The organism is Burkholderia sp. IMCC1007, assembly GCF_027257875.1.
Classification (GTDB): Bacteria; Pseudomonadota; Gammaproteobacteria; order Burkholderiales; family Burkholderiaceae; genus Burkholderia.
Window position 1 is genome coordinate 69789 of record NZ_JAPVQY010000006.1, and the last position, 12675, is coordinate 82463.

General features: G+C 62.1%; 11 protein-coding genes and 1 pseudogene. 6 read left to right on the plus strand and 6 right to left on the minus strand.

Annotation, left to right across the window (positions count from 1 at the left end; all coding sequences use genetic code 11):
* Positions 1-10: 10 nt before the first annotated feature.
* From O1Q03_RS08215 to O1Q03_RS08230, 4 genes are read left to right on the plus strand one after another with little or no spacing between them, the layout of a single operon-like run.
* Positions 11-1546 carry an efflux RND transporter periplasmic adaptor subunit gene (locus tag O1Q03_RS08215; RefSeq protein WP_269502700.1) on the plus strand — a complete coding sequence of 512 codons (1536 nt, stop codon included), beginning with the start codon at positions 11-13 and terminating at the stop codon, positions 1544-1546.
* Complete coding sequence (locus tag O1Q03_RS08220) at positions 1543-4749, plus strand: efflux RND transporter permease subunit (protein ID WP_269502701.1); 3207 nt, start codon at positions 1543-1545, stop codon at positions 4747-4749. Before O1Q03_RS08215 ends, O1Q03_RS08220 begins: the two co-directional genes overlap by 4 nt.
* Positions 4746-5099: a copper-binding protein gene (locus O1Q03_RS08225; protein ID WP_269502702.1), complete on the plus strand. Its 354-nt coding sequence runs from the start codon at positions 4746-4748 to the stop codon at positions 5097-5099. The genes O1Q03_RS08220 and O1Q03_RS08225 overlap by 4 nt, the downstream gene beginning before the upstream one ends.
* Positions 5100-5115: 16 nt before the next feature.
* Positions 5116-5376, plus strand: coding sequence for a P-II family nitrogen regulator (locus O1Q03_RS08230; protein ID WP_269502877.1), 261 nt, complete (start codon positions 5116-5118; stop codon positions 5374-5376).
* Between the two features lie 139 nt (positions 5377-5515).
* Here the strand turns inward: O1Q03_RS08230 and arsN2 are convergent, their stop codons facing one another.
* The 5 genes from arsN2 to O1Q03_RS08255 form a co-directional block, all read right to left on the minus strand.
* Complete coding sequence (gene arsN2, locus O1Q03_RS08235; protein WP_269502703.1) at positions 5516-5944, minus strand: arsenic resistance N-acetyltransferase ArsN2; 429 nt, start codon at positions 5942-5944, stop codon at positions 5516-5518.
* Positions 5945-6070: 126 nt separating this feature from the next.
* The gene (locus O1Q03_RS08240; RefSeq protein WP_269502704.1) at positions 6071-6538 is read right to left on the minus strand and encodes an aldolase/citrate lyase family protein; all 468 of its coding nucleotides are present in this window, start codon (positions 6536-6538) and stop codon (positions 6071-6073) included.
* A 22-nt stretch (positions 6539-6560) separates the two neighbouring features.
* Positions 6561-7892 (minus strand): MFS transporter, encoded by a 1332-nt coding sequence (locus O1Q03_RS08245; protein ID WP_269502705.1) that lies wholly within the window; start codon positions 7890-7892, stop codon positions 6561-6563.
* A 54-nt stretch (positions 7893-7946) separates the two neighbouring features.
* Complete coding sequence (locus tag O1Q03_RS08250) at positions 7947-8786, minus strand: MaoC family dehydratase N-terminal domain-containing protein (protein WP_269502706.1); 840 nt, start codon at positions 8784-8786, stop codon at positions 7947-7949.
* The gene (locus tag O1Q03_RS08255) at positions 8783-9955 is read right to left on the minus strand and encodes a CaiB/BaiF CoA transferase family protein (RefSeq protein ID WP_269502707.1); all 1173 of its coding nucleotides are present in this window, start codon (positions 9953-9955) and stop codon (positions 8783-8785) included. Before O1Q03_RS08255 ends, O1Q03_RS08250 begins: the two co-directional genes overlap by 4 nt.
* Positions 9956-10140: 185 nt before the next feature.
* Here O1Q03_RS08255 and O1Q03_RS08260 point away from each other — a divergent pair, with 185 nt between their 5' ends.
* Together O1Q03_RS08260 and O1Q03_RS08265 are read left to right on the plus strand one after the other, a co-directional pair.
* Entirely contained in the window at positions 10141-11055 is a 915-nt protein-coding gene (locus tag O1Q03_RS08260) for a LysR family transcriptional regulator (protein WP_269502709.1), read from the plus strand.
* Positions 11056-11270: 215 nt separating this feature from the next.
* Positions 11271-11435: pseudogene (locus tag O1Q03_RS08265) on the plus strand (adenylate/guanylate cyclase domain-containing protein); the annotation flags it as partial.
* An 86-nt stretch (positions 11436-11521) separates the two neighbouring features.
* Here O1Q03_RS08265 and O1Q03_RS08270 read toward each other — a convergent pair.
* On the minus strand, positions 11522-12673 hold the full coding sequence (locus O1Q03_RS08270; RefSeq protein WP_269502711.1) for a branched-chain amino acid ABC transporter substrate-binding protein: 1152 nt from the start codon (positions 12671-12673) through the stop codon (positions 11522-11524).
* Between the last annotated feature and the right edge of the window lie 2 nt (positions 12674-12675).

Genomic DNA, 12675 nt, shown 5'->3' on the forward strand with positions numbered 1-12675 from the left:
GGAGAACAACATGACGAAGAAACCGCTGCGGCGCGCCATCTTGGCGGTGTTTGCCGGCGCAGCCTTGCTCGGCGCCGGCTATTTCGCTGGCACCCGCCATGCGTCGATCAATGCGGCGGCCGCTCAGGCTCCGGCCGCCGACGCCGCTTCGGGCGAAAAGATCGATCCGAAGACAGGACGCAAGGTGCTGTACTGGCACGATCCGATGGTGCCGAATCAGCACTTCGACAAGCCCGGTAAGTCGCCATTCATGAACATGCAGCTCGAACCGGTCTATGCGGACGAAGGCGGCGGTTCGTCCGGCATCAAGATCGATCCGGGCCTGCAGCAGAATCTCGGCATTCGCTACGCGACGGTACGCCGGCAAGACACCGCCGGCGGATTCGATGCCGTGGGCACCACGCAGTTTGACGAATCCCGCTCGGACGTCGTTCAGTCGCGAGTCACCGGGTACATCGACCGCCTCTACGCCAGTGCGCCGATGCAGCGCATTGCCAAGGGCGCGCCGATCGCATCGCTCTTCGTGCCGGACTGGTTGGCACCGCAGGAAGAATACCTTGCGCTGAAGCACGGCGGCATGGACGGCAGCCTGCTCGACGCGTCTCGAGCGCGGATGCGTGCGCTGTCGATCCCGGATGGCGTGATTGCAAACCTCGATCGGACCGGTAAAGCGCAAACCCACGTCGTTCTGTCGTCACCGGAGACCGGCGTCGTCAGCGAGCTCAACGTTCGGGATGGTGCGATGGTCGCGCCCGGACAGACGCTGGCGAAGATCGCCGGCTTGTCAAAGCTCTGGCTGATTGTCGAAATCCCGGAGGCGCTTGCGCTGACCGTGAAGCCGGGAATGGCGGTTGACGCGACGTTCGCGGGCGCCCCCACCCAGCACTTCACCGGACACATCCGAGAAATCCTGCCGGGGATCAGCACAAGCAGTCGGACGCTCCAGGCGCGCCTGGAAATCGACAATACGTCACTGAAGTTGACGCCCGGCATGTTGATGCGTGTGCGTGTCGCCGGCCAGAAGAACGTCGCGCGTTTGCTCGTGCCCTCCGAAGCGGTCATCACCACCGGCAAGCGTTCGGTCGTCATCGTGAAGAACAACGACGGTCGGCTGCAGCCGGCCTCGGTCACCATCGGCAATGACGTCGGCGACGCGACCGAGGTGCTCAGCGGATTGAGCGAAGGCGACACCGTCGTTGCGTCGGGGCAGTTCCTCATCGATTCCGAGGCAAGCCTCAAGTCCGTGCTGCCACGACTTGAAGGAAACGCTGCCACGAGTGCCGCGACGCCGGCGTCGGGCTCGGCCGCAGCCGTGCAAGCGTACGAGACCACCGGCAAAGTCGAAAAGGTGACGGCTGCGGACATCACATTTTCGCACCAGCCCGTACCGGCGCTTGGCTGGGGCGCGATGACAATGGCGTTCAACAAGCCGGCCCCGACCGCGTTCCCCGACGTGAAGGTCGGGCAGACGGTGCACTTCGTCTTCAAGCAGTCGGCCGATGGATACCAGTTGACGAACGTTGAACCGCTCGGGGGCGCCAAATGATTGCGCGCCTCATTCGATGGTCCATTCAAAACCGCTTCCTGGTGCTGCTCGCGACCGTGCTGGTTACCGCGTGGGGCGTGTATTCGCTCAAGGAAACGCCGCTCGATGCACTGCCCGACCTGTCGGATACGCAGGTCATCATCAAGGCTTCGTATCCCGGCAAGGCGCCCCAGGTCATCGAGGACCAGGTCACGTACCCGCTGACGACGACGCTGCTCGGCGTGCCCGGCGCGAAGACCATTCGAGCGTACTCGTCCTTCGGCGACGCGTTCGTCTACGTGCTGTTCGATGACAACACCGACCAGTATTGGGCACGCTCGCGTGTGCTGGAGTACCTGAATCAGGTACAAAGCCGGCTGCCGCAGGGCTCGACCGTTTCGCTTGGTCCCGACGCGACGGGGGTCGGCTGGGTGTACGAGTACGCACTCGTCGATAGGAGCGGGAAACACGACCTCGGGCAGTTGCGCGCGCTCAACGACTGGTTCCTTAAGTTCGAGCTGAAGGCGGTGCCGGATGTTTCCGAAGTCGCCAGCATCGGTGGGATGGTCCGCCAGTATCAGGTAGTACTCGACCCGGACAAGCTGCGAGCGTACGGCATCACGCAATCGGCGGTGGCCGATGCGCTGGGCAAGGCCAACCAGGAATCGGGCGGCTCCGTCGTCGAGCTCGCCGAGTCGGAGTACATGGTGCGATCGTCCGGCTACCTGCACTCACTCGATGACTTTCGCCATATCGTGCTTCGTACGAACGAAGCAGGCACGCCGGTGTTGCTGGGCGACGTGGCGCGTATCCAGATCGGTCCGGAGATGCGGCGCGGCATCGCCGAACTGAATGGCGAAGGAGAAGTGGCGGGTGGCGTCATCGTGATGCGTTCGGGCAAGAACGCGCTGACCACCATCGACGCGGTAAAGGCGAAGCTCGAGGACCTGAAGCACTCACTGCCAGCCGGTGTCGAGGTCGTCACGACCTACGACCGATCGCAGCTCATCGAACGCGCGGTCGACAACCTGAAAGACAAGCTCATCGAAGAGTTCATCATCGTCGGGCTCGTCTGCGCAGTATTTCTGTTTCATTTGCGCAGCGCGTTCGTTGCCATCCTGTCACTGCCGCTCGGCGTGCTGGCTGCCTTCATCGTCATGCGCTACCAGGGCGTGAATGCAAACCTGATGTCGCTGGGCGGCATCGCGATCGCGATCGGCGCGATGATCGACGCGGCCATCGTGATGATCGAGAACGCGCACAAGCATCTGGAGGCGTACGAGCACCAACATCCGGGGGAAACGATGTCGGCTGCCCATCGTTGGGAACTTATCGCCTCCTCCGCAGCGGAAGTCGGGCCTGCGCTGTTCTTTTCGCTGCTCATCATCACGCTCTCGTTCATTCCGGTCTTTTCGCTCGAAGGCCAGGAGGGCAAGCTGTTCTCACCGCTCGCGTTCACGAAGACCTACACGATCGCCGCCGCGGCCGGCCTGTCGGTAACGCTCGTGCCCGTGCTAATGGGCTATCTCATCCGTGGCCGCATTCCGCACGAGCACGCGAACCCCATCAATCGCATGCTGATTCGCCTGTACAGGCCCCTGCTCGAGGGGACGCTGCGGCGTCCATGGTTCGCCATCGGCCTGGCAGGTGTGGCATTGGCGCTGACCATCATTCCGATCTCCCGTCTCGGAGGCGAGTTCATGCCACCGCTCGATGAAGGGGACCTGCTGTACATGCCGACCGCGCTGCCGGGTATCTCGGCCGAAAAGGCGTCGGAACTGCTGCAGCAGACGGACCGACTCATCAAGACGGTGCCCGAGGTGGCGACCGTATTCGGCAAATCCGGGCGCGCCGATACGGCCACCGACCCTGCACCGCTCGAGATGTTCGAGACAACGATCCAGTTCAAGCCGCGCAGTCAGTGGCGGCCGGGCATGACGCTGGAAAACCTCGTCGACGAACTGGATCGGACCGTCAAGGTGCCGGGCCTGTCGAATGTATGGGTGCCGCCGATTCGGAATCGTCTCGACATGCTGTCCACAGGCATCAAGACGCCAGTCGGGGTCAAGATTTCCGGGCCCGACCTGACGCAAATCGACAGCATCGCTACGCAAGTCGAGGCCGCAGTGAAGACCGTGCCGGGCGTGACGTCCGCGCTGGCCGAACGGCTGAACGGCGGCCGGTACATTGACGTCGACATCGATCGGCTCGCGGCCGCGCGGTATGGCCTGTCGGTCTCGGACGTACAGGGGGTTGTGTCGTCGGCGGTTGGCGGCGAAAACATCGGTGAGGTGATTGCTGGCCGTGAGCGCTTTCCAATCAACATCCGCTACCCACGCGAAGTCCGTGATTCGCTCGAAAAGCTGCGACAACTTCCAGTGGTCACCGACCGCGGCGCTCAAATCCAGCTCGGGGATGTCGCACACATCACGATTGCCGACGGCCCGCCGATGATTCGCAGCGAGAACGCGCGGCTGTCCGGCTACGTGTACGTGGACATTCGCAATACGGATCTTCAGTCTGCGGTACAGGCAATGCAGAAGGTCGTGGAGCAACAAGTCAAGCTTCCCCCGGGCTATTCGATCGCCTGGTCCGGGCAGTTCGAGTATCTGGAGCGCGCGGCAGCGAAGCTGCGCACGGTCATCCCGGTAACGCTCGTCGTCATCTTCGTGCTGTTGTTCCTGACGTTCAATTCCGCGGCGGATGCACTGCTGCTGATGTCGACCGTACCGTTTGCGCTCGTCGGCGGGTTCTGGCTCATCTGGGTGCTCGGACACGCGGTCTCCGTTGCGACGTCCGTCGGCTTCATCGCGCTCGCCGGCGTGGCAGCCGAATTCGGTGTGGTGATGCTGCTTTACCTGAAGGGCGCGCTGAATCGGCGACTGGAGGCAGGTGAGCCGCTCACGGAAGCATTGCTGTTCGATGCAATTCGAGAAGGCGCCGTGCTGCGCGTGCGGCCGAAGGCGATGACAGTCGCCGTGGTTCTGGCCGGCCTGATTCCGATCATGGTCGGACGCGACACCGGCTCCGAAGTCATGCAGCGTATCGCTGCCCCGATGGTAGGCGGCATGGTCACCGCGCCGCTGCTTTCCATGTTCGTTATCCCCGCCGCCTGGTTCCTGCTGCAGCGCCGTCGTGCGCGAAAGCCGAATCACACGCGGACGTTCCATGCAGTTCCATCCGGCATGAAAGTGCCTTCCAACCAATCTGGAGAAACTCAATGAAGAAGCTGTTCGTTGCCACTATCGCTGTCTGCGCAATCGGCGCATTTGCGGCTCCGGCATTCGCCGGCGATGACATGGCCGGCATGAACATGTCGATGAAGGCTTCCGCGTCGACTTCGCCGAACGCCGCGCTCACCGACGCGGAAGTGAAGAAGGTCGATGCCGCCAGCGGCATGGTTACGCTGAAGCACGGCGCACTCGAGAACGTCGGCATGCCGCCGATGACGATGGCGTTCAAGGCCAAGGATGCCGCGATGGTCAAGCAGATCCATGAGGGCGACAAGGTCAAAGTCCGTGTCGAGAACGTCAACGGGACGCTCACCATCGTGAAACTGACGAAGCAATCCTGACGCTGTGCTGACACGCGTGCGGGTAGGCGCGCTGCATATTCATGGCATTACGGTGACTGACGTACGAGGATTCGGTCTTCACCCCAATTACTTTGCGAGCGACTGGACCACCGAGCACATCAAGATTGAGATCTTCACGACGGCCGAGAATGTCGCCGGCGTCAGGAAAGCAATCATCGATGTCGCAAAGGCCCGATCGGGGGAAGACGGAATCGTTGCCGTCGTATCCGTCGAGCATTTTTGGCGAGTCCGCACAGCGTCGGAGTCTGCGCCGTAACGCACGCTCCAAGGAACTGCGGTAAAGCAATCCCACGCCATCGACGAGCAATCATTGCCGGTGCCAAACGGAATCACCAACTTCTAGCTCCGCAACCGTGTTCGATACGATCGGCACCACGTTGCGGAGCCGGCTTCGGCTAGAGTCGCTTGAGCATGACGATTGCCGATGCCGGACAGACGCCGGTGAACTGGGCGGACGACAGTAGCGGACCAGGCACGTCGTCGACCGCGACTCGCGAGAAGCCGTGTCGGGCAAAGTAGCTGTCCGTTGTCATTGTTCGTAACGCGACGGCCTGAACTGCTCGACGGGTACATTCTGCAAGCAGTAGAGAAACGATTGCGTTACCGATCCCGCTCCCGCGCATATGCGAGGCGACCGCGATCGAACGAATCAGGGCAAAATCCCCGTGGTATTCAATGCCGCCGCAGCCGATAACATTTTCCACATCGTCGGCCACAATGAAATTGGCCAAATGCTCCGCTACTCCAGCGGTAGGAAGGCTTCCTTCACGAAGCAACTCTTCGATTGACACCAGGCCGGACACCGTTGCTGAACGTAGTTGCATGACGTCAATCCTCGACTAACGACGGTTGTGGCTTGCAATGGTGACCATGCCCGTAACACTCCGCAATTGAGGTGCACACGACCGGCAAGGGCGCCGCGAGTTCAAGAACGACAACGCCTTGGCACGTCAGATACTTGATTGGTTCACCCGCCTCGAGAGCTCTTCCGCGCTCTCCTTGCGCTCGCTAACATACGGTGCCTTCGCGATTTCGATCGCCGACCACATGCCCCGGGCAGTCTCGATCAGCGGATAGATCGGTACCCGTCGCTTCGCGCGTTTTACGACTTCGACGATGTCGGTCAATCCCTCCGCCTTCGGCACGACGATTCCGGCAATGCCGTCGAGTGCGCCGATCCTGGCGTCCTGCTCGAACCAGGGCGTTCCACGCCCGTTGATACGAACGAGAACCGGGTGACGCGCGACACCACGCAGCGATGTTCTCGCGCGCTGCATCCTTCGCGGGGGGGCGAGCGCGTCCTCCAGATCGATGATGACTGCGTCGGCACCGCACGACAGCGCGTTCGAAAACCGTTCGGGCCGACTCCCCGGGACAAACAAATAGGATTGCGGCGCACATGCTGCTGACGAAGGCATTTCGAGTTCCTGTATCCGGTTTTTACTTCAAAGACGAGCCGCGAAAGGCGGTTTCAGCGTTGCTGCGCGCCAGGTAAAGTGCTGCGACAGCGCTTACGAGCGACATAAAAGCCAGGTATCCGGCGACCGCATAGACGGTATGGAACGTCTCGAAGAGCCAGAGCGAGATCATGGGCGCAGGACCACCTGCAATGATCGATGCCCCCTGGTAGCCCAACGACGCCCCGCTATAGCGAATATGTGCGGGGAAAGATTCCGCAATGAACGACGCCTGCGAGCCATACATCGACGCGTGGATCACCATGATGACGATCGTCCCGATGACCACCGCCGCGGGAAGCCGCGTATTGAGCATCGCAAAGTACGGAAACGCAAAGAGCATCATGCAGATCGCACCTGCGGTGTAGGTCTTTGCCCGACCGATTCGATCGGCGACATACCCGAAGAACGGCAACGCGAAACAGGCGACGATTGCAGCAATCAGCACCGCATTCAGAATGAACGCCTTGCCGAGCGCGAGGTTCTTCGAACCGTACAAAACCGCGAACGTCGTCAGCATGTAGAAGGCAGTTTGCTCGCTCGGCCGGATCAGTGCGGACAGCAGGATGGCACGCCACTCCGTGCGGATCGCCTCCCCGATCGGTCCTTTCGATCGATCCGCTACCTTGCTCGCCGCGATGAAATCGGGGGTTTCCGGCACACCAAAACGGATCAGCAGACCGACGATCAACAGCACGCCGCTGGCAAGAAACGGCACTCGCCATCCGTAATCCAGCAGCGCGTCGCCTGACCAATGACTGCAACCGCTCCACACGATCACCGAGACGACGAGACCAAGCGGCACGCCGATATTGGGCAGCGATGCCATGAAACCGCGCCGCTTGCCGGTATGCGACTCCATCGACAAAAGGACCGCACCGCCCCACTCGCCGCCAACACCGATGCCCTGGAGGAAGCGAAGTGCAACGAGCAGCCAAGCCGCAGCCGGGCCGAGCGTCTCGGACGTCGGCAACAACCCTACCAGAAGCGTCGCAACGCCCATCAGGCTCAATGTCGCGACGAGCGTGGACTTTCGCCCGACTCGATCGCCCATGTGCCCGAATAGCGCGCCGCCGAGCGGACGCGAAACGAATCCGACAAAGATCGTCGCGAACGATGCCATCAATCCATCCGCATTACCGTGCGCGAAAAACAGCTTCGGAAACACGAGCGCCGCAGCGGTGCCATAGATGAAGAAGTCGTACCACTCGATCGTCGTTCCTATGACGCTCGCCAGCGCAGCCCTGCGCTCTATTCGTCGCGCGGCTGCGCCGTCGCCCGACTCCGTTGTGTACGAAATGGAATGATGTTGCATCGTCTGTCTCCTGAATCTTTTTTGAATCGAATCGCGTCGTTCGCCCAGTGCGACTTAAAACGTCGCCTCGGCGCGCATCGAAACACTGCCGTCTGGCAATGCAACCCACAGCACGAGCAGATCCCCGTCTTTCGCGGCGTTGAGCGTCAACTCGTTGCCCAGAATCGATGGCTTCAAGCCGCGATAGCGGAATTCCTTGACCGGTCGGCCGCCCACCTCTTGCGCGAACGCTGCAAGCAGGGTGGCGTTCAGCGGCCCGTGAATCACGAGGTTCGAATAACCCTCGACGTCGCGACAATAGTCGGCGTCGTAGTGAATGCGGTGTCCGTTGAACGTCAGCGCCGAATAGCGGAACAGCATGGTGGAGTCCGGCTTGATCTTGCGGCTGTGCTGCGCGACGGGCATCTTGACGTCGGCGGCTGCGGAGCCGGGGGCCGTCGCACCCTTGTAGACGATGTCGTGAAATTCGCTGAGCACCTTGTTGCCCTCGTGCAGCAACTCGTGCAACACCTTCACGAACACGAGTTCACCGCTGCGCCCCTGCTTGTGGTCGACCGCCACCACGGTCGAGCGCTTTTCGACGCGTGCGTCGAGCGGTGCGGAGGCGTGGAATTCCAGTTGGCCACCCGCCCACATTCTGTTGGGCAACGTGACCGGCGGCAGGAAGCCGCCACGCGCCGGGTGGCCCTCACGGCCCAGTGCTGCCGGCGGCTCGCCGCTCAGAAAGTACAGCCAGTGCCACAGCGGGGGCAACGCTGCACCTGCGACGAGGTCGGACTGCGGCAAGCCGAGCGTCGCAGCCATCAACCTCGCGTGACGGGACGACACGATGTCGTGATCGGTTCGGGATTTGCCTACCCATTCCCGAAGGTGCGCGATATCGACCGTACTCATGCCATCACCTCAACCTTCGATGCCGAAAACTCCGCCTTGAGAGACTCGGTATGCTCGCCGAGGCCTGGGGCTGGTTCGAAGCGCCCCGCGTCCCATGGCGCGCGCACCGCAGGGGCGATCATGTTCAGCGACTTGTCGCCGACGTTCATCGGCCACGTCCGCAGTGCCGGATGTCGCGCCATCTGCCAGACCGAGCGCACCTGTCCATATGCGGTGTTCGAATCGGCGAGACGAGCCAGCGCTTCGTCGACATCGATCGCGGCAAACGCTGCCGCGATGATCTGATCGAGCGCTTCACGATTGCGAACGCGTTCCGTGTTCGAAGCGAAGCGCGGATCGGTGCCGAGATCCGGTGCCAGCATGAAACGCGCGCAGAACTGCTGCCACTCGCGTTCGTTCTGGATGCTGATCACGATGTCGTTCGCATCGCGGGTGGTGAATGCGCCATACGGCGCAATCGACGGGTGCTTGAGACCCACGCGCTTCGGCGCTCCCTTCCCGTACACCTCGTGTACGTAAGGAATCGACATCCAGTCCGCTGCACCGTCGAACAGCGACACCGATACGCCGGACCCTCGGCCGGTCCGTTCGCGCAGCGCGAGCGCCGAAAGGACAGCGATCGTCGCGTTCATGCCCGCACCAATGTCGCAGATCGACACGCCGATTCGACCACAAGCGTCCGGCGCGCCGCTGATGCCCGCAAGGCCGCTTTCGCACTGCACGAGCAGGTCGTACGCTTTCAGGTGGCTCGCTTCGTTGTCGGTCCCGTACCCGTTGATATCGCAGGTGATCAGACGCGGGTAGCGTTCACGCAGCGCCTCGCTGGCGAAACCGGCCCGGGCGAGCGCACCCGGCGCGAGATTCTGGATGAAGACGTCGGCATCGGCGAGCATACGGTGAAGCAACGCTGCGTCGTCCGCGCACTTGAAGTCCAGTACGATCGACTCCTTGCCGCGGTTCGTCCACACGAAGTACGACGCCTGTCCGTTCGCCGCGTCATCGTAACCACGCGCGAAGTCGCCTTCGGCACGCTCGACCTTGATCACGCGCGCGCCCATTTCGGCCAGGCGCCCCGTACACAACGGTGCCGCCAGCGCCTGCTCGATCGCGACGACGACCAGCCCCTCAAGCGGCCTGCTCGTCGACGCACCGCCCTTGTTCCCGCTCATTCGTGACTCCTCCTTGCTGATTGACGGGATCAAGTATCGATTAACGCGCTACCCGGATACAGCGAGCTTTTACAAACGATGCGTTCGAATTTAACGAAACCTCGGGTGAACCCGGACAGCGATGCCCCAGTCCGCACGTCAGTGCTATTCTTCTGCGGCAGACATTTTCGAATACTTCGAACGGTATGACATACGACCTGACCGACCTGAAGGTGTTTTTGGCTATCGCTGAAGAAGAAAACGTATCGCGTGGAGCGGAGCGATGCCATCTGGCTGCGTCGTCCGCGAGCCTGAGGATGAAGAACCTCGAAGAAACGCTCGGCGTCACGCTACTGACGCGTCAGGCGCGAGGCGTGACATTGACGCCGGCCGGGCAGGTATTTCGCGAGCACGCCGGTCGGTGCCTCGCGCAACTCGAACAGATGCACGCCGATTTGCGTCCCTATTCGCTCGGCATGACAGGACACGTCACGGTTTTCGCCAACAACAACGCAATCAGCGCCCATCTACCCGGCGATCTGGCGCGATTCTTCGCCGCCTATCCGAACGTACGGATCACGCTGGAAGAACGCATGAGTCACGATATTGTTGCCGCAGTGGCGGCCGGTCGCGCGGAAGTCGGGGTTGTGGCACTTGAAAACGAACATCCGGCATTGCATTTTTTGCCTTATCGGAAGGACCAGCTCGTACTGCTCATCCCGATTCAGCATCCGCTTGCCGAACGATCGTCGACCAGTTTCCGGCATTGCCTCGGCCATCCATTCATCAGCCTGCAATCGGGGGCCGCACTGCACACGTTCCTCATGAATCACGCCACCGCACTCGGCGGACGGTTGGACGTGCGCGTGCAGGTTTCCGGATATCGCGCGATTTCCCGCCTGGTCGCCTCCGGCGCGGGCGTCGGCATCGTACCGAGGACGGCCATCGAGCCTGATGATCAGGGGCAGTTCGCCATCGTGGAACTCGAAGAAACATGGTCGCAACGGGATTTGAGGGTGTGCGTTCCGCGCAATCCCAGCGACAAAAACATTTACCGCGACAAACTCGTCGAGATCCTTTGCGACACCCAGGCCGATTCACCCACTACCGCTGACCAATAAGAAGTTAGGGTTGCAGAATGCGGGGGCGACCGATCCAAGTGCGCGGTGTGGCGGGGAACTCGGACTGCGACATCTGCCTCCCGAATCCCCTGATCCCACTCGATGCCCGGCAAGCCCGTTTGCCGACCATTTCCCGGAAATCATCGCCGACAGCTTCGCAGAGGTGACCGTATTATTCGCGGACATCGTGGCATTTACACAGTTTTCAACAGGGGATGGAATCTCACGGCGTGGCTGGACGTGTGCAAGTGACGGACGCTACCCGACGCAAGCTCGGCACGCCGTTCCGATTTGAAGAGCGCGGCACCATCGAGGCGAAGGGAATCGGACAGTTGCATACCTGGTTCCTGTCTGGCCGAGATCGTGCGCCCACTGGGTGACGGCCGTGACAACCGGGCCATGCCGTGCGTCGAGCGCCGGTGGCTGTGCGCACGCCAGCGCCCGGCCACCGGGGCTCATCCGCCCGTCAGTTCGACGCGCCGCCAACCGTGCGGATACTGTGCCACTGCCCCTGCTCGACCCGGAACAGCGTGTACGGCGGCTTGATCAGGTCGCCGCGTTCGTCGAACGAGATCTTGCCGGTCACGCCGGTCACCGACACGCTCGGCATGCTCTGCACGATCTTGCCGCGGTCGACCGAATCGGCCTTATGGATCGCGGCGGTCAACGCGAGCGCCGCGTCGTACGCAAACGGCGCATACAGCTCGACGTCCTGGTTGAAACGCGTCTTGTAGCGCTGCGCGAACGCCTGCGCGGACGCCAGCTTGTCGAGCGCGGGCCCCGGTTCGAGATCCTGCGTGCCTTCGCCCGCGGTACCGGCGATCTTCAGGAATGCGTTGCTCTTCAGCGCGCCCGCGCCGAACAGTTGTGCTCGAATACCGAGTGAACGCATCTGCTTGACGAGCATCGCGCCCTGCTCGTCGAGCCCGCCGAAGAACAGCAGATCGATGTTGTTGCTCTTCAACGTCGTCAGGATGCCGCGAAAATCGACCGCCTTGTCGTTCGTGTATTCGCGGCCGACAACCGTGCCATGCGCTTCCTTCACGCCTTTCTCGAACGCATCCGCGAGCCCCTGGCCGAACGCAGTGCGGTCGTCGATGATGCCGATCCGCTTCGCCTTCAGCTGCTCGACCGCGAAGCGGCCCGCGACGACGCCGCCGATCCCGTCGTGCCCCATCGTGCGAAACACGTTCTTGAAACCCTGCATCGTCAGCTGCGGGTTGGTCGAGCCGGGCGTGATCATCACGACGTTCGCCTGCCGATACACGGCCGACGCCGGAATGCTGCAGCCCGAGTTGTAATGCCCGATCACGCCGACCACGCCGTCGTCGACGAGCTTCTGCGCGACCTGGATCGCGACACGCGGATCGGCCTGATCGTCCTGCACGTCGAGCACGTACTGCACCGGCTTGCCGCCTATCGTCGGGTGCTTCGCGTTTTCCTCGTCGAGCGCGAGCTGCGCGCCGTATTGCAGATCTTTGCCGACGCGCGCGACCGGGCCTGTCAGCGGGCCGGCGAAGCCGATCTTGATGGTCTGAACATCCGCGCCCTGTGCGGATGTGACAACCGTGCCGATCGAGCAGACCGCCAGCCATACCAGCCAGTTACGACGATTCATGA